The sequence below is a fragment of the Rathayibacter iranicus NCPPB 2253 = VKM Ac-1602 genome (genome assembly GCF_003149025.1).
Taxonomy (GTDB): domain Bacteria; phylum Actinomycetota; class Actinomycetes; order Actinomycetales; family Microbacteriaceae; genus Rathayibacter; species Rathayibacter iranicus.
In genome coordinates, this window is record NZ_QGDV01000015.1 from 23,818 (window position 1) to 39,685 (window position 15,868).

The following is a 15,868-nucleotide window of genomic DNA, read 5'->3' on the forward strand; positions in this document are numbered from 1 at the left end:
GGGGTGTTGTCCGTGTATGGGGAAAGGGCGACGCCGGGGTAACACGGGGTGTTCTTCACTGGGGGGATGTTCGACACGATTCATGCCGCGCCCCTCGTTGCCTTCTTCGGCTGCGATCCCGAGGAGGCGCGCGCGATCACGGAGGCGGCAGGCCGACGGTCTGTGTGTTGCCGGGTGGAGCACGTTGCCCTCAGCCCTGAGAGTGCTGGGCTGGCTCGTGGAGTTCCCTGCGTCAGCGTCAACCACCTGACGCCGGTCACCGGAGAGACGCTGCGCGCCCTCGCCGCGAACGGGGTGCGCACCCTCCTGACGAGGAGCATCGGCCTCGATCACGTCGATCTCGACGCCGCCGCCGAGCTGGGCATCTCGGTCGCGAACATCGACTACGAACCCGACGGCGTCGCCGATCACACCGTGATGCTGATCCTCCTGGCCCTGCGAAACACCGCGCCCACTCTTGCCGCGGTCGCCCGGCACGACTTCCGCGCACCGGCGGTGCGGGGACGCGAACTCCGCAGCGTCACCGTCGGCGTGCTCGGCGGCGGACGCATCGGCCGAGCGGTCGCGGAGCGCCTGCGCGCCTTCGGCTGCCGGATCCTGATGGTCAGCGGCTCCGGTGCCGATCTCGAAAGCGTCGAGCGGGTCCCGCTCGAGCAGGCACTGGCCGAGAGCGATGTCATTACCCTGCATCTCCCCCTGACCGACGGCACCCGCCACTGCATCTCGGCCGAGGGGATCGCCCGCATGCGCCCCGGCGCGCTCCTGGTTAACACCGGGCGCGGCGCGCTGGTCGACACCGACGCGCTGATCGATGCCCTCGAGGACGGTCGGCTCGGCGGCGCCGCCCTGGATGTTCTCGAGGGCGAGGAGGGCTGCTTCTCCATCGACCTGTCCGCGGGGCCGATCCCGCATCCCTCCCTGGAGCGACTGGTCGCGATGCCGAACGTCATCATCACGCCGCACCTCGCCTACTTCACCACCCGCACCCTCCACCAGATCATCGAGACGACGCTCTCGCGCTGCGTGGACCTCGAGAGGACGACCACCCATGTCTAAAACCACCATCGCCATCCTGTTCGGTGGCCGCTCGGAGGAGCACGACGTCTCCGTCAAGTCCGCGCTCGAGATCGCTGCGGCCCTCGATCCCGAGGCGTATGACGCGCTGTGGATCGGGATCACCCGCTTCGGCGACTGGCGGCTCTGCGAGCGCCCGAGACCCGACTGGGAGTCACAGCCCGGCCGAGCCGCCGTGATCTCGCCGGATCGCTCGACGCACGGCCTGCTGGTCGAGGAGGCCGACACATTCCGGCGAGTCCCGGTCGACGTCGTCCTGCCCGTCCTGCACGGCACGGGAGGCGAGGACGGCTCCATCCAGGGTCTCCTCGAACTCTCCGGCCTCCCCTACGTCGGCTGCGACATCCAGGGCTCGGTCGTGTGCATGGACAAGTCGCTCGCCTATACCGTCGCCGCGCAGGCCGGTATCCCCGTCCCGGCGTTCACCGTCGTGCATCCGGGCGACACAATCGACGCAAGCCTTCTGGCCTACCCCGTCTTCGTGAAGCCGGCGCGCTCAGGCTCCTCGTTCGGAGTCACGAAGGTCGAGTCCCCTGACGCGCTCGACGACGCGGTCGCCCTCGCCAGGCGCTACGACCAGAAGGTGCTGATCGAAGAACAGGTACGCGGCTCGGAGGTCGGCTGCGCGGTCCTCGGCGACGGAGCGGACCTCGTCGTCGGCGAGGTCGACCGGATCCGCCTGGAGCACGGGCTCTTCCGCATCCACCAGGAGGCGGAGCCGGAGAAGGGCTCAACCAACTCCTCCATCACCGTCCCGGCCGACCTCCCCGAGGCGCAGCGGGCGTCAATCCAGGAGCGGGCGAAGGCCCTCTATCGGGCGCTCGGCTGCCGGGGACTGGCCCGCGTCGACATGTTCCTGCTCGACGATGGCCGGATCGTGCTCAACGAGGTCAACACCCTGCCCGGGTTCACCTCCTACAGCCGGTACCCGCGGATGATGGCCGCCGCCGGTCTCAGCGTCGCCGACCTGATCGACCGCAGTGTCCAGCTGGCGGTGAGCCGATGAGCCCGGGATTCGTCTATCTCGACGAGGCCGTCGAGGGTATCCACTGGGACGCGAAGTATGCGACCTCGGACAACTTCATCGGCGGCCCCGTCGATGGGTATGCGGCCGACCGGATCGTGACGGCCGCAGCCGTGGCAGCCGCGCTGCGGGTCGCTCAGGCCCAGGCCTCCGAGCGCGGGCTGGGGCTCCTCGTCTGGGACGCCTACCGCCCGCAGCGTGCCGTCGACCACTTCGTCCGCTGGGCGCGGGAACCAGAGTGCCCGCGCGTGAAGAGCATCTTCCATCCGAGGATCAGCCGGGCGGCGATGTTCGAGCACGGCTACATCGCCTGCTCCTCCGGGCACACCCGCGGCGGCTCTCTCGACCTGACGCTCGTCGACTCGGCGAGCGGACGCCTGCTCGACATGGGTGGTCGGCACGACCTGATGGACGTCACCTCGCATCACGGGGCGGAAGGAGTCGCTCCCTCCGCGGCCGCGAACAGGCGGATCCTCTGCGACATCATGATCGACAGCGGTTTCCGTCCGTATCCGCAGGAGTGGTGGCACTACACGCTCGAGCGGGAGCCGTTCCCCGATCGCTACTTCGACTTTCCGATCGAGTGACGACCTGTGTGTGGTGCTGACAGGGGGCGAACCTCGGCGCTGACCCGCTCGGCGCACCCAGGAGGCGACAGCCCAGGCGCAGGGTGCGCCCCAGCCGCCCGGGCGACGTGGCGGCGGCATACGGTTTACGCATGCGGGTACTGATCGTCGAAGACGAACCGTACCTCTCCCGATCCATCGGCGACGGGCTCCGGCTCGAGGCGATCGCCTCCGACATCGCCGCAGACGGCCACCAGGCGCTCGCTCTGCTCGACGTCACCGCGTACGACGTCGCGATCCTCGACCGCGACGTCCCCGGCCCCACCGGGGACGACGTCGCCCGTGCCATCGTCGCCTCCGGCTCGGGGACCCCGATCATCATGCTGACCGCGGCCGACCGCCTCCTCGACAAAGAGAGCGGCTTCGAGATCGGCGCCGACGACTACCTGACGAAGCCCTTCGACCTCCGCGAGCTCGTCCTCCGAGTGCGCGCCCTCGCCCGACGCCGCACGCAGGCCCGCCCCCCGGTGTACGACCGAGACGGCCTGCGGATCGACCCGTTCCGTCGCGAGGTCTTCCTCGACGGGCGCTTCGTCGCTCTCACCCGCAAGCAATTCGCCGTCCTGCACGTCCTCGCCGAAGCCGACGGCGGAGTGGTCAGCGCGGAGGAACTGCTCGAGCGCGCCTGGGACGAGAACGCCGATCCGTTCACCAACGCGATCAGGATTACTATCTCCGGTCTGCGCAAGCGGCTCCCGGACCCCACACTGATCGCGACGGTGCCCGGCTCGGGCTACCGCATCGCCCCTCGCGCACCCTCCGCTGCCGACCAGGCCTGACCGGATGACCGCCGACTCCCCTCGACTCACGCGCTGGGTAGTCAGCATCCGCACCCGTCTGACGCTGAGCTATGTGCTGCTGGTCGGGCTGGCGGTCACCGGGCTCCTGGGCGCCATGTCGCTCTTTCTCCTGCGCTACATCACGGACGAGTACTTCGTCGCGTACTCGCAGAAGACGGACGAGCAGATCTTCGTCCCCAACCGCACCGAACTGCTGAGCGCCTTCGTGCCGGTCGCCGTGGGCGTCATCGTGGTCCTCCTGCTCGTCGGGACGGTCGGCGGGTGGCTTCTGGCCAAGCGGATACTCGCTCCGCTGGACGAACTCACCCGGGTGACGCGGCTGGTCGCCTCCGACGGCTACTCCCATCGGGTCGCGAGCCCGGATTCGCGGGACGAGTTCCAGGAACTCTCGGACGCGTTCAATGCCATGCTCGAAAAGATCGAGACGCACGTCGGCGAGCAGGAGCGGTTCGCTGCGAATGCCTCGCACGAGCTGCGGACGCCGTTGACGATCTCGAAGACGATCCTCGACGTCGCCCGGCAGGACAGCGACCCGGACGTCGATGAGGTACTCGCGAATCTCTCCGTCGTGACGGCTCGCGCGATCGACCTCGTCGAGGCGCTCCTGCTGCTGAGCCGCGCCGATCGGCCCGCCCTCGAAGAGGAGCGCGTCGACCTGTCGCTCCTCGCGGAGGAGGCCCGCGACACCGTTCTGACACTCGCCGAGCGCAGCGGCATCGCCCTCCAGCTCCGCGCCGAATCGTGTTTCGCGGTCGGATCACCGTCGCTGCTCCTCCAGCTGCTCACGAACCTGCTCCACAACGCGATCGTGCACAACGTCCCGTCCGGCTTCGTCGTGCTGACGACGAGGCCGACTCCGGACGGCGCGGTCATCACGATCGAGAACAGCGGCGCGGTGCTGGAGACGACGATGCTTCCGAACCTTCTCGAGCCGTTCGAGCGGGGCGGGAACCGGGCGCGCCGGACCGACGACGGGCACCTGGGAGCGGGCCTCGGCCTGACGATCGTGGCCCGCATCGTCGCCGCGCATCGCGGCAGCCTCGCGCTGGCGGCTCGCGAGGAGGGCGGCCTCCTCGCGACGGTCACGCTCCCGCAACAACCCTCACGCGCCTTCTAGCCCACCCCTGTCCCCGCGATGGGAGCGGGGGCAGGGCGGACTAGAAGAGGCCGCGCGGGGGCTCGACCGAGGCGAGGATCCCGGGGGCGGCGGTCACGGTGAGACGGCCGACCTCGGCGGGGGTCAACTCAGGCAGGCGTTGCGCGAGGTCGAGGAAGCGCTCGATCTCGGGCTCCTCGAGCACGTCGGCCGCGAGGGTGCGGAACTTCGCGACGTACTGTTCGCGCGTGAACGGGTGCGCGCCGAGCGGATGCGCATCCGCCACCGCGATCTCGTCGACGATCGTCGTGCCGTCGGTCAGCACGATCTCGACGCGAGCGCCGAACGCCTTCTCGGCCGGGTCCGTCGAGTGGTAACGGCGCGTCCACTCCGCGTCCTCGAGCGTGCTCACCCGGTGCCACAGCGCGATGGTGTCAGCGCGGGCGGCCCGCTCGGGGGCGTAGCTGCGGACATGATGCCAGGCACCGTCCTGCAACGCGACCGTGAAGATGTAGGGCACGGAGTGGTCGAGCGTCTCGCGGGAGGCGGTCGGGTCGTACTTTTGCGGGTCGTTCGCGCCCGAGCCGATCACCGTATGCGTGTGGTGCGAGGTGTGCAGGACGATCCGCTCGACGCGCTCCGGGTCGGTGGCTTCGGGATGCGCGTGGTGCAGGCGGCGGGCGAGGTCGATCAGCGCCTGCGCCTGGTACTCGGCCGAGTGCTCCTTCGTGTAGGTATCGAGGATGGCCCGCTTGGCCTCGCCGCGATCGGGCAGCGGAACGTCGTAGTTCGCGTCGATCCCGTCGAGCAGCCAGGCGATCACGCCGTCCTCGCCCTCGTAGATCGGCGACGGGCTGGTCTCGCCGCGCATCGCCCGGTCGACCGCCTCGATCGCCATCTTGCCAGCGAAGGCGGGGGCGTAGGCCTTCCAGGTCGAGATCTCGCCCTTGCGTGACTGGCGCGTGGCGGTCGTCGTGTGTAGCGCCTGCGCGATCGCCTGCTCCGTCGTCGCCACGTCGAGACCGAGCAGCGTCCCGATCCCGGCGGCGACGGAGGGGCCGAGGTGCGCGACATGGTCGATCTTGTGCCGGTGCAGGCTGATCGCGCGGACGAGATCGACCTGCACCTCATAGCCGGTGACGATTCCGCGCACGAGCTTCGCGCCTGAGACACCGACATGCTGGGCGACAGCGATCAGGGGTGGGATGTTGTCTCCCGGATGCGAATACTCCGCCGCCAGGAACGTGTCGTGGTAGTCGAGCTCACGCACTGCTACCCCATTGGCCCACGCGGCCCACTCTGGCGAGACGCGACGTGCAGGATCGACGCCGAGCACGGCCGAGCCCTGCCCACCGATGGAAGCGGGGTGAGCGAGTGCTTGCGAGCGCGCGGCGACGACGGGGCGGCGAAGCAGGGAGGCGGTGGCCACCGCGGCGTTGTCGATCACCCGGTTGACGACCATTTCGGTGACCTCGTCGTCGATCTCGACCGGATCGGCGGCGACCTCGGCGAGCGCATGGGCGAGCTGTCCGTGGCGCGGAAGCTCCTCCTCGCTGCGGTGGACGCGGACGTGGTGTTCGTGCACAGATGGCTCCTTCGGCTCTCCCCCAGGCTATCCCCGCCCTCCGCCGCGAAATGTCGCGAGATCTTGCCGCCCGGACGAGATCCCCCGCCGCGGCGAGGGATCTCGTCCGGATCAGGGCATCTCGCGAACCGGTGCCGCGCGGGCAGAATGGCGGAATGGTCTTGTCCACGCGCGTCGCGGCGATCGACTGCGGCACCAATTCCCTCCGTCTGCTGATCGCCGATGTGAAGGAGGGGACGCTGGTCGACGTGCTGCGGCGCACCGAGCTCGTGCGCCTGGGCCGCGGCGTCGACCGTACTGGCCGCTTCGACCAGGTCGCGCTCGAACGGACCCTCGCCGTCACTCGCGACTACGCGGCCGCCGCACGCGAGGCCGGCGTCGAGCGCCTCCGCTTCGTCGCGACCTCAGCCACCCGCGACGCGGCAGACCGCGAGGACTTTCTCGCTGCCGTCGAGCGGATCCTCGGGGTTGTACCCGAGACGATCACGGGTGACCAGGAGGCGCGCCTCTCGTTCCGCGGCGCGGTCTCGGCCGTCGATCCTGAGCGCCCCGTCCTGGTCGTCGACCTCGGCGGAGGTTCGACAGAGCTGGTCCTCGGCGGCTCGGAACCGGAGCAGGCACATTCCATGGACGTCGGCAGCGTCCGCCTCACCGAGCGCTACCGCCGAGCCGCCGCCCCCACCGATGAGGAGCGCGCCGCAATCCGGGCCGACGTGCGCACGGCGTTGGCCGCCTCGCCCGTCGACCTGACCCGCGCACGGAGCGTCGTCGGCGTCGCCGCCACGGTGCTGACGATCACCGCGCACGTCCTGCGCAGCACCGACCGCGCGGCGCTCGAGGCGACCCTCCCGCTCGCCGATGTCGTTGCCGCCTGCGACGAACTCTCCGCCCTCACGCCAGCCGAAACCGCCGCGCTGCCGTGGGTCCGCGCCGGACGCGAGGACGTGCTGGCGGCCGGCGCGCTGATCTGGAGCGAGGTCCTCCGCGCGGTGCAGGAGGCATCCCCTACTGTCACCGAGGTCGGCTCGACCGCGCACGACCTCCTCGACGGCCTCGCCCTGGCCTGACCCCGCCGTCCTCCGCGAGTGGGAGAAACGGGGCGGGCGGGGCGGCGGGTAGCGTTGAGGGATGGCAGGTGTAGGGGAGACCAGGACCGTTCAGCTCCGACGCTACGAGTTGGAGGGCGGGGTGATGGACGACTTCCTCACGTGGTTCTCGGCGAAAATCGTGCCGGCCCGCGAGGCGCACGGCTTCCGGATTGAGTTCGCCTACGCCGACCGCGAGGTGAATGAGTTCGTCTGGGCCGTCAGCACTCCGGGCGATGCGGAGTCGTTCGCCGCGGTCGAGCAGGTCTACCTCGCGTCACCCGAACGCGACGCCGCGTTCTCGGGCGAGCCGAAACGCGTCGCGGTGCAGCACGTGCGACTGATCGACCCGATCGTCTGAGCAGACCCTCGACCCACCCCGTCAGCTTTTCGCGCGATGGCTCGCCGCCAGCAGGGCACGCAGAGCGAACGAGACGACGGCGACCGAGACGGCGGTACCGAGCAGGCGTGGCCAGACGTGCTTCCCCGTGTCGAGCCCCGCGCGGTCCTTCGCGGAGGGAAGGGAGGTCGGCGCCAGTGTGCGTCCGGCGGCCCCCGCCTGAGCCATGTGCGCGAGGCGTCGCAGGGTCTCGATGTTACGCAACCAGAGACCGGCGTGCAGCAGCGGCTTGGGGATGAGGGTGCCCGGTCCCTTCACCGCGGCCTCGTGGATCCGCACCTTCGCGCCGCGCGGGTGCGGCTTGACCTCGAGGCGCACCCGCGCCTCGCCCATCGGCCAGCCGGCTGCCTGGATGATCATGCGTCGCGGCGGATCCCACTCGAGCACCGTGGTGCGGTCATCAATCACCAGTGGCCAGAGCCCGAACGAATGATGCAATTGCGCGCCTACGTGCGGGAAGTCGGCGTCGACCGTGCGCATCCGCGAGGCGCCGACAACCCAGCTCGGGAACAGCCATCCGGAGGCGAGCACCGCGAAGACGGACTCTGGCGGGCAGTGGAAGACGCGAGTGTTGCGGGACATTGCAGGCTCCTTCGGGTCGAAGCGGGTCGTAGTGGGCGGCGGCGAGCGGCGACCGCCTCCACACTGCCAGAAGGCGGGAGCGACGGCGCCACTCACCCCGCGGGCGCATCCGGCGACAGATCGGACGCCTCGCGCACCCCGAACTCGTGCCGGAGGGCGCTGCGGGCGGCGTGCCAGCCGGCCATCCCGTGCACGCCGGGGCCTGGCGGTGTGGATGACGAGCAGAGGTAGAGACCCTTCGCGGGGGTGCGCCACGGGTCAGTAGTGGGTACTGGTCGCGCGAGGAGTTGCACAACGCTGGCCGCGCCGGCTGCGATATCGCCGCCGAGATAGTTGGGGTTGTAGGCCTGCATGTCACGCGCCGTCATCGACGAGGCAGCGAGAATGCGGTCGCGGAAGCCGGGCGCGAAGCGCTCGATCTGGTGGGTGATCGCCTCACGCTGGTCGGCCGGCGAATACCGGGGAACGTGCGTATAGGTCCAGAGAACGTGCTTGCCCTCCGGCGCGCGTCCTGGGTCGGCGACCGACGGCTGCGCCGCGAGGACGTACGGGCTGCGGCTGTGCCGGCCCCGGACAACGTCGCGTTCGGCCGCGGCGATCTCGGCCCGCGTTCCTCCGATGTGCAGGGTCCCGGCATAGGCCAGCTCAGGGTTCGTCCACGGCACCGGGCCGTCGAGTGCGAAATCGACTTTCGCCACTGCATTGCCGTAGCGGAACCGCTGAAGCGCGGCCGCATAGGCGGCGGGGAGACGCTCGCCTGCCAGAGCGAGGAGCGCGGTGGGCGTGCTGTCAACGAGCACTGCGCGGGCGGGAGGCAGCTCTGCGAGCGAGGTGACCTCGACGCCCGTCTCGATGCGGCCGCCATGCGCGCGCAGATCGTCGGCGAGCGCGTCGACGATGGCCTGGCTGCCGCCGATTGGCACAGGCCAACCGCGCGCATGCGCATAGGCACCGAGCGCGAGCGCCGCCGCGGCGGTCGACGGGCTGGGCATCGGCCGGATCGAATGCGCCGCCAGTCCGGAGAACATCGCGGGAGCCACATCACCGGCGAAGCGGAGGTTCCACGCTGGGCTGCCCTGTTCGAGCACGCGCAGGCCAAACCGCACCAGCACGCCGGGATCGGTCGGGACCCGCAGCAGCGCATCGTTCGTGAAGCCGGCAACGCGGTCGGCCCGCTCGGCCAGCGGCCCCATCAACGCGTGCCACGCGGGACCGTCGCGGCCAAGCCGTTCGACGGTCCGGTCGAGGTCGCGATAGGCGATCCCTGCTCGGCCGTCGTCGAGCGGATGTGCGTACGAGATCTCGGGGACGACCAATTCAATGCGCCGATCGAGCGCGAACGCTCGGAAGAACCCGGAGGCCAGCGCCATCGGATGCACGGCCGAGCACACGTCATGGTGGAAGCCGGGCAGCGTCAACTCGGCCGTACGCGCACCGCCGCCAATCGTCTCGTTGCGCTCGAGGACCACGACCGAAAGCCCTGCCCGCGCGAGCGTGACGGCGGCCGCGAGCCCATTGGGACCCGCGCCGATGACGACCGCGTCGACCATACTCACCTCCTCCGGAGGGCGGAGACCACGCCAACGGCACCGGCCGCAAGGGCGGCGGCGGCCCCCGCAGAGCTGAGGGCGCGGTGGCGGATCATCCAAATCTGGGGAGTCATCGTGTGCGCACGGTCGCTGAAGAGCCCGCGGGCTCCGTGGTCGCCGGGCACCGGCTCGTACACGTTGTTCGGCAGCATCGGCTCTTTCGTGTCGGGAGCCTGCTGACCATCGAAGGCGCTGCGGGCGAGGTACCAGTCCATGAAGGTTCCGGCGAAACGGTCGCCCAGGATGGTACCCGCGGTCGGCTCGCCGACCCAGGTGCGTCGGCGCGGCTTATCGGCGACGTCGGCGATCGCGATGGCCCCCACCTCGGGCTCGTAGATCGGAGGGACGGGCTGCGGGTGGTGCGGCAGCTGCGATTTCACCCAATTGAACTGGATCGTGTTGAGCGCGGGCATGTCGACCTGGGAGAGTCGCACCTTGCTTCTCCCGTGGATCAGCTCAGCGGTCACCGCCTCGGTGAAGCCGCGCGCACCGAACTTGGAGGCGCAGTACGCCGCCTGGAGGGGAATGCCCCGGTGAGCGAGCGCGGAACCCACCTGGATCACGTGGCCCCGGTCGCGTGGAGTCATCCGCGAGAGTGCGGCCCTGGTGCCGTTGACAAAGCCGAAGAAGTTGACCGCGACCGCGCGTTCAAAGTCGGCCGGTTCGGTCGAGAGGAACTCCCCGAACACGCCGACCATCGCGTCATTGACCCAGAGCTCGATCGGACCGAGTTCGGCCTCCACGCGATCGGCCGCCGACTCGACCGCCTCACGGTCGGCGACGTCGGTGGGGATGCCCAGCCCGCGCCGGCCGGCCTGCTCGATCTCGGCGACGGTCGCGGCCAGGCCGTCCTCGCCCCGCGCCAGCACAGCGACGTCCCAGCCACGGGAGGCGAGTTCACGGACGGTCGCGCGACCGAGCCCAGCCGTGCCGCCCGTCACGACGGCGACGCCGCGAATCATGCGCGAGCCTCGCGGAATGCGGCGGTACGGCGGTTCTGCGTCATGGGGCGGGCTCCTTCGTGAGGGATGCATCGAGAGTCCCACGGTAGGCGGGAGCGCACCCCAGCGCGCGGGGTTGCGCGTGATCTGTGGAGAGCACGGCGGACCCACGCCTGGGGAGGAACCTTTTCGGAGCGCGTCTAGACTTGCTCCAGAGATCAACGCCAAACTGACGCCAGCCCGACGATTGCCGACCGGGACGACCTCTGACTCGGATCGACACATGACTTTCCTCCTCGACGTGAGCCTTGTCTCCGGCCCCACCGTCGTCGCTGTCTACGTGCTCACCGCCATCGCCCTCGTCCTCCTGCTCACGGTCTTCGTCCGCGCACGCCCCACCGGCCGCGTACGTCGCCTGGCCGTCGCCGTTGCGGCCCTGGTCCTCGGCGTGCTGGGCGGAGTCGGCCTAGCGGCCTTCGTCGACGGACCCGACGGTCCGTTCGGCATCGACTTCACCCCGGTCACCCGCGCCTGGATCGGCCTCGGCTTCGGCGGTGTCGCCGTCGCCGTGCTCGTCCTCGTGCACGCGGTCGGGCATCGGCGCCTTCGCCGGGCGCTCGCCTCGCTCGGAGTCACAGTGCTCGTCGTCGCAACCGCCGCGATGAGCGTCAACATGGACTTCGGGCAGTATCCGACCGTGCGCAGCGTGTTGGGCATTAGCGCCTACTCTGACGCGCCGCCTCCGGCGATCGCCCCGAGCGGCCTGCACTCCGATCTCGCGACATGGACCGCGCCGCCCGGGATGCCCAGCGTCGGGACCGTGTCGCCGGTGACGATCCCGGCAACGGCCTCCGGATTCCCCGCCCGCGAGGCCGTGGTCTACCTCCCTCCCGCGGCCCTCACCCCGAATCCGCCGCTTCTCCCCGTGATGGTGATCCTCTCGGGCCAGCCGGGCTCCCCCTCCGACCCGCTCTCAACCGAGAAGTTCGAGGAGGCCCTCAACGCCTACGCGGCCCAGCACGCCGGGCTCGCGCCGATCGTCGTCTCACCGGATCAGCTCGGCGACCCATCGAAAAACCCGATGTGCATCGACTCCCCGCTGGGCAACTCCGCCACGTACCTCACGGTCGACGTGCCGAACTGGATCCGCGCGAACCTGCCCGTCCTCAGCGACGCGCGGCACTGGGCGATCGGCGGGCTCTCACAGGGCGGCACGTGCGCGATCCAGCTCGGGGCCGGCTACCCGACTCTCTTCGGCAACATCGTGGACGCCTCGGGCGAGATCGCACCGAGTCTCGGCTCCCCGGCCGCAACCGTTGCCGGGGGCTTCGGCGGCAACGAAGCGGCCTACGAGGCTGCGAAACCCCTCACCATGATGGAGAAGCACACGCCCTATAAGGAGACCTTCGCGCTCTTCGGAGTCGGCGCCAACGACGGCACGTTCCGACCTGGAGTGAAGACTCTCTACTCCGCAGCCCTCGCCGCTGGGATGGACGCCACCTACTTCGAGGTGCCAAACGCCGCCCACGACGTCGCCGCCTGGTCGGCCACTTTCAACCACGGACTCGAACTGCTCGCCGCACGCTGGAAGCTCGTTCCCGCCTCCTGACCGGGCGGCAGACTGTCATCCTCGTCGTGCACGTCACACTCGGCGGGCCGCCTCGTCCTCCAGGAACCGCGGGCGGGACGCGATGACTCCGCTGAGCAGCAGCACCGCAACGCTCGCAAACAGCAGCGCATAGGCACCTCCCCAGCCGCCCTGCGCCTCGTAGAGCACGCCGATCAGCAGCGGACCGAGGCACGCGAGACCATAGCCAAGACCCTGCGTCGCTCCCGAAAGGGTCGAGGAGCCGGTGGTCGTCCGGGTCCGCGCGTTGACCAGCGTCAGCGTCATGGGGAAGGTGCTGACGCCGAGCCCGAGGCAGACCACCCACACCACGGCGCCGGCCAGCGGAGCCACGACGAGTCCCGCGTAGCCGAGAGCGAGTAGAGCGCAGCAGACCACCACGACGACGACCGGATTGCGCATCCCGAGCGTCAACGGCGGCACGATGAACGCTGCGGCCAGCCCAAACACCGAGAACAGCGCGAGTAGTGCGCCGCCCTGCGCCGGATCCGCGCCCGCGTCGACCAGGATCGTCGGCAGCCAGGTGATGATCGCGTAGGTGTTGAGCGCCGTCATCCCCAGCATCAGCACCATCGCCCAGAGCAGTGACGTCCGCCAGGCCCCCACGACGCGCCCACCGACCGCCGCGGGTGCCGCCGCGCCTCGTCCGCGGGCCGCGAGGGCCGCCCAGAGCAGGCAGGCGACGGCCGTGAGCACAGCCCAGGCCCCGATCGCCCAGCGCCAACCCGCCACCGAGGCGAGCGGCACGGCGACCAGTGGAGCGACGAACTGGCCGACCTGCAGCAGTGCAAGGTAGAGGGAGCTGACCGTCTTGATGCGTTCGGCGAAATAGCGCTTCACGATCGGCACAATGAGCACGTTCGACGTCCCGACTCCTGCGAAGGCGACCACGGTCGAGAGCACCAGCGCAATCGGGCTCGGGCTGAGCGCGCGCAGGGCGATGCCGAGGGTGGTGACCAGCGTCGCAGCGGCGAGGGTGCGCTCGAGTCCGAACCGGCGAGAGGCGGTCGCGGCGACGAAACCGAAGACGGCGAAGGAGGCGGTGACGATCGTGCCGAGCGCGCCGTAGAGGGAGGGGCCGAAGCCGAGGTCAGCGCCGATCGTGTCGAGCAGCGGACTGAAGCCGGTGACGGCGGTGCGGAGGTTGAGCGCCGTGATCGCGATGGCAGCAAGGGCGAGCAGTGCGGTAGCGCGGGGCGTCGGCGCAGCAGTCATGGGGGCCTCGAGAGGTAGGATGATGGGATGAATCTTGGCGAGTCTAGCCCCACCGTGCCCTTTCAGCGCGAGAGCGTGATCGACCACGTCACCGCGCTGTTCCACGAGGAGATCCGCTCGGGCCGCTGGGCCGTGGGCGCTCGAATCCCGGTAGAAGCCGAACTCGTACGCTGGACGGGCGCCGGCCGCAACTCCGTCCGCGAGGCAGTGCAGACCCTTGTTCAGTCGGGACTCGTGCGCCGGGAACAGGGGCGCGGAACCTTCGTCACGGCGCGATCCCAGCTCGCCGAATCGCTGCGCCGGCGTATCCCGAGCGCGCAGCGGAGCGAAGGGCTGGAGCTGCGCTTCGCGATCGACGGAGCGACGGCAGCGCTGGCCGCCGAGCGCCGTAGCGCCGACGACGTCGCCTCCCTCCGCGAGCTGCTGGAGCGACGAGCCCGCTCGTGGGCCGGCGATGACCGAGCCGAGCGGATCGCGGCAGACACCGCCCTGCACCGTGCCGTGGTCGTCGCGACGCACAACGACCTTTTCGTCGAGCTCTACGACGGGCTCACCGGGATGTTCGAGTCGGTTCTGGAAGAGGATGTGGTCGGCACTGAGGATGTGCACGCGCGCCAGCACGCGGAGCTGGTCGACGCGATCGCCGCGGGCGATGCCGACGCAGCGAAGCGGCGGATCGAGGAGTTGCTGGCACCACTGCTTGCGGCGGCCGCGTCGCACAGCGTCAGCTGACGTCGCGCCGCCGTCGCGTCAGCCCCGCGGACGGCGCGTCGACCAGAGCGCCCACGCCACCAGCACCGGCTGGAACGCCAGGCGGACGGCGCGCTTGCGATCGGTGTCGAGGCCGAAGGCGCTCGTGCGGGTCCGCCACTGCGAAATGTTGCCGGGGAAGATCGCGGTGAAGAAGGTTGCGGCCGCGGCTCCGACCAGCGGAGCACTGCGGCGCGCCAGAACCAGCGAGGTGCCCAGGCCGATCTCCACCACCCCCGAAGCGAGCACGACCGCGTCCTTGCCTAACGGCACCCACTCCGGCACCTGCGCCTGGAACTCCTGCCGCTTGCGCGTGAGGTGGCTGACTCCCGCGACAACGAGAGCGGAGCCGAGCAGCACCTTGGCGCCGGTGCGGAGGAGGGACGGTGAGGAGGTTCGCATGATTTCCATCGTTCCCGATCGCGCGCGCTCGGAACGCCTCCTTGCGCCACAGCGCACGAACGTGCTCGGGGTGTCGGAGGCGGCACCTACGCTGGTCGGGTGACTGACCACATCCTCGTCCTCACCACCGGTGGCACCGTCGACAAGCAGTACTCGCTCGCGGGCGAGCTCGAGATCGGCGCCCCGATGGTGCCGCGCCTGCTCGCTCCCGTACTCAGCACCCTCGAGTTCCGCATCGAGTCGATCCTCGCGAAAGACAGCCTCGACCTCGATGACGACGACCGCGCGCTCATCCGCGAGCGGGTGCTCTCAGCCGAGGAGGACCGCATCGTCCTGACCCACGGCACTGACACGATGACCGCGACGGCCGAAGCCCTCGGGGCGGTCCGCGATCGCGTGGTCGTGCTGACCGGTGCCATGCAGCCCGCACGGATGCTCGAGAGCGACGCCGCATTCAACCTGGGCACCGCGGTGTCCGCCGTGCAGCTCCTGCCCCCGGGCGTGTATCTCGCGATGAGCGGACGCGTGTTGCCCGCCGGCTCCGTCGTGAAAGACCGGTCGATCGGCGTGTTCCTCCCCGCCTGAGCGCCGGCGCCGTGCATGGCAGATGCCGCACCGCACGTTGGATCCGCGCATCGAGCGTGCGCGCGGGCAACGAGCGTGCGCGCTAGCCCTCCGCGAGTTCCGCTGTGCAGGCCGCACACAACCCGAACACGTCCACCACGTGGTGCGCATCCGAGAATCCGTTCTGCGCCGCGACCGAGTGTGCCCAGGTCTCGACCGCGTCGGCCGCGATCTCGACGGTCAGCCCGCAGTGCCGGCAGATCAGGTGATGGTGGTGGGTGCCCGGCGTGCAGGCTCGGTACAGGCTCTCTCCCTCGGGCGACTGGAGCGAATCGGCCTCGCCCTCCACCGCGAGGTCGGACAGAGCCCGGTATACCGTCGCGAGACCGATCGGCGATCCGGAGGCGTGCAGCGCGCTGTGCAAGCCCTGCGCGCTCACGAAGTCCTCGCGGCGGGTCAGCGCATCCCGCACCGCCTCCCGCTGCCATGTGTTCCGCTTCACCACAGG

At 70.1% G+C, this 15,868-nt stretch carries 17 protein-coding genes; 10 read left to right on the forward strand and 7 right to left on the reverse strand.

The annotated features are described in order from the left end of the window. Nucleotides 1-66: 66 nt before the first annotated feature. From B0H03_RS13230 to B0H03_RS13250, 5 genes are all read left to right on the forward strand, one after another. Nucleotides 67-1,056 (forward strand): NAD(P)-dependent oxidoreductase, encoded by a 990-nt coding sequence (locus B0H03_RS13230; protein WP_127843993.1) that lies wholly within the window; start codon nt 67-69, stop codon nt 1,054-1,056. After that, the gene (gene vanA, locus B0H03_RS13235) at nt 1,049-2,080 is read left to right on the forward strand and encodes a D-alanine--(R)-lactate ligase (protein ID WP_104265497.1); all 1,032 of its coding nucleotides are present in this window, start codon (nt 1,049-1,051) and stop codon (nt 2,078-2,080) included. The genes B0H03_RS13230 and vanA overlap by 8 nt, the downstream gene beginning before the upstream one ends. Further along, a complete protein-coding gene (locus tag B0H03_RS13240; RefSeq protein WP_104265498.1) occupies nt 2,077-2,685 on the forward strand; it encodes a M15 family metallopeptidase in 609 nt (202 codons plus the stop codon). Before vanA ends, B0H03_RS13240 begins: the two co-directional genes overlap by 4 nt. A 131-nt stretch (nt 2,686-2,816) precedes the next feature. Further along, nucleotides 2,817-3,503 carry a response regulator transcription factor gene (locus tag B0H03_RS13245; RefSeq protein ID WP_104265499.1) on the forward strand — a complete coding sequence of 229 codons (687 nt, stop codon included), beginning with the start codon at nt 2,817-2,819 and terminating at the stop codon, nt 3,501-3,503. A 4-nt stretch (nt 3,504-3,507) separates the two neighbouring features. Further along, nucleotides 3,508-4,641, forward strand: coding sequence for a sensor histidine kinase (locus B0H03_RS13250; RefSeq protein ID WP_104265500.1), 1,134 nt, complete (start codon nt 3,508-3,510; stop codon nt 4,639-4,641). A 40-nt stretch (nt 4,642-4,681) separates the two neighbouring features. Here the strand turns inward: B0H03_RS13250 and B0H03_RS13255 are convergent, their stop codons facing one another. Then, entirely contained in the window at nt 4,682-6,205 is a 1,524-nt protein-coding gene (locus B0H03_RS13255) for an MmgE/PrpD family protein (protein ID WP_104265501.1), read from the reverse strand. A 155-nt stretch (nt 6,206-6,360) separates the two neighbouring features. On the opposite strand from B0H03_RS13255, the gene B0H03_RS13260 reads away from it, so the two are divergent. Beyond that, on the forward strand, nt 6,361-7,272 hold the full coding sequence (locus B0H03_RS13260; RefSeq protein WP_104265502.1) for a Ppx/GppA phosphatase family protein: 912 nt from the start codon (nt 6,361-6,363) through the stop codon (nt 7,270-7,272). Between the two features lie 61 nt (nt 7,273-7,333). After that, complete coding sequence (locus tag B0H03_RS13265; protein ID WP_104265503.1) at nt 7,334-7,651, forward strand: NIPSNAP family protein; 318 nt, start codon at nt 7,334-7,336, stop codon at nt 7,649-7,651. 21 nt (nt 7,652-7,672) lie between these two features. Here the strand turns inward: B0H03_RS13265 and B0H03_RS13270 are convergent, their stop codons facing one another. The 3 genes from B0H03_RS13270 to B0H03_RS13280 all read right to left on the reverse strand — a co-directional run bounded on the left by B0H03_RS13270 (nt 7,673) and on the right by B0H03_RS13280 (nt 10,823). Continuing rightward, complete coding sequence (locus tag B0H03_RS13270) at nt 7,673-8,272, reverse strand: SRPBCC family protein (RefSeq protein ID WP_104265504.1); 600 nt, start codon at nt 8,270-8,272, stop codon at nt 7,673-7,675. A 92-nt stretch (nt 8,273-8,364) separates the two neighbouring features. Beyond that, nucleotides 8,365-9,822 (reverse strand): phytoene desaturase family protein, encoded by a 1,458-nt coding sequence (locus B0H03_RS13275; protein ID WP_104354360.1) that lies wholly within the window; start codon nt 9,820-9,822, stop codon nt 8,365-8,367. A 2-nt stretch (nt 9,823-9,824) separates the two neighbouring features. Beyond that, a complete protein-coding gene (locus tag B0H03_RS13280) occupies nt 9,825-10,823 on the reverse strand; it encodes an SDR family oxidoreductase (protein ID WP_104265506.1) in 999 nt (332 codons plus the stop codon). 262 nt (nt 10,824-11,085) lie between these two features. Between B0H03_RS13280 and B0H03_RS13285 the strand changes: the two genes are divergently transcribed. Further along, on the forward strand, nt 11,086-12,411 hold the full coding sequence (locus B0H03_RS13285) for an alpha/beta hydrolase (RefSeq protein WP_104265507.1): 1,326 nt from the start codon (nt 11,086-11,088) through the stop codon (nt 12,409-12,411). 33 nt (nt 12,412-12,444) lie between these two features. Here B0H03_RS13285 and B0H03_RS13290 read toward each other — a convergent pair whose 3' ends face one another. Further along, entirely contained in the window at nt 12,445-13,644 is a 1,200-nt protein-coding gene (locus B0H03_RS13290; protein WP_104265508.1) for an MFS transporter, read from the reverse strand. Between the two features lie 27 nt (nt 13,645-13,671). Here B0H03_RS13290 and B0H03_RS13295 point away from each other — a divergent pair, with 27 nt between their 5' ends. Next, nucleotides 13,672-14,376, forward strand: a complete 705-nt coding sequence (locus tag B0H03_RS13295; protein ID WP_104265509.1) for a FadR/GntR family transcriptional regulator — start codon at nt 13,672-13,674, stop codon at nt 14,374-14,376. Nucleotides 14,377-14,394: 18 nt separating this feature from the next. Here B0H03_RS13295 and B0H03_RS13300 read toward each other — a convergent pair whose 3' ends face one another. Next, nucleotides 14,395-14,796 (reverse strand): DoxX family protein, encoded by a 402-nt coding sequence (locus tag B0H03_RS13300; RefSeq protein ID WP_104265510.1) that lies wholly within the window; start codon nt 14,794-14,796, stop codon nt 14,395-14,397. 99 nt (nt 14,797-14,895) lie between these two features. Here B0H03_RS13300 and B0H03_RS13305 point away from each other — a divergent pair, with 99 nt between their 5' ends. Further along, the gene (locus B0H03_RS13305; protein WP_104265511.1) at nt 14,896-15,381 is read left to right on the forward strand and encodes an asparaginase domain-containing protein; all 486 of its coding nucleotides are present in this window, start codon (nt 14,896-14,898) and stop codon (nt 15,379-15,381) included. An 82-nt stretch (nt 15,382-15,463) separates the two neighbouring features. Here the strand turns inward: B0H03_RS13305 and B0H03_RS13310 are convergent, their stop codons facing one another. Then, entirely contained in the window at nt 15,464-15,865 is a 402-nt protein-coding gene (locus B0H03_RS13310; protein WP_104265512.1) for a Fur family transcriptional regulator, read from the reverse strand. Nucleotides 15,866-15,868 lie beyond the last annotated feature (3 nt).

Excerpts from the sequence above, each read along its gene's own strand:
- B0H03_RS13230 (WP_127843993.1), top strand. The coding sequence starts at position 67 with ATGTTCGACACGATTCATGCCGCGCCCCTCGTTGCCTTCTTCGGCTGC.
- vanA (WP_104265497.1), top strand. The coding sequence starts at position 1,049 with ATGTCTAAAACCACCATCGCCATCCTGTTCGGTGGCCGCTCGGAGGAG.
- B0H03_RS13240 (WP_104265498.1), top strand. The coding sequence starts at position 2,077 with ATGAGCCCGGGATTCGTCTATCTCGACGAGGCCGTCGAGGGTATCCAC.
- B0H03_RS13245 (WP_104265499.1), top strand. The coding sequence starts at position 2,817 with ATGCGGGTACTGATCGTCGAAGACGAACCGTACCTCTCCCGATCCATC.
- B0H03_RS13250 (WP_104265500.1), top strand. The coding sequence starts at position 3,508 with ATGACCGCCGACTCCCCTCGACTCACGCGCTGGGTAGTCAGCATCCGC.
- B0H03_RS13260 (WP_104265502.1), top strand. The coding sequence starts at position 6,361 with ATGGTCTTGTCCACGCGCGTCGCGGCGATCGACTGCGGCACCAATTCC.
- B0H03_RS13265 (WP_104265503.1), top strand. The coding sequence starts at position 7,334 with ATGGCAGGTGTAGGGGAGACCAGGACCGTTCAGCTCCGACGCTACGAG.
- B0H03_RS13270 (WP_104265504.1), bottom strand. The coding sequence starts at position 8,272 with ATGTCCCGCAACACTCGCGTCTTCCACTGCCCGCCAGAGTCCGTCTTC.
- B0H03_RS13275 (WP_104354360.1), bottom strand. The coding sequence starts at position 9,822 with ATGGTCGACGCGGTCGTCATCGGCGCGGGTCCCAATGGGCTCGCGGCC.
- B0H03_RS13280 (WP_104265506.1), bottom strand. The coding sequence starts at position 10,823 with ATGATTCGCGGCGTCGCCGTCGTGACGGGCGGCACGGCTGGGCTCGGT.
- B0H03_RS13285 (WP_104265507.1), top strand. The coding sequence starts at position 11,086 with ATGACTTTCCTCCTCGACGTGAGCCTTGTCTCCGGCCCCACCGTCGTC.
- B0H03_RS13290 (WP_104265508.1), bottom strand. The coding sequence starts at position 13,644 with ATGACTGCTGCGCCGACGCCCCGCGCTACCGCACTGCTCGCCCTTGCT.
- B0H03_RS13295 (WP_104265509.1), top strand. The coding sequence starts at position 13,672 with ATGAATCTTGGCGAGTCTAGCCCCACCGTGCCCTTTCAGCGCGAGAGC.
- B0H03_RS13300 (WP_104265510.1), bottom strand. The coding sequence starts at position 14,796 with ATGCGAACCTCCTCACCGTCCCTCCTCCGCACCGGCGCCAAGGTGCTG.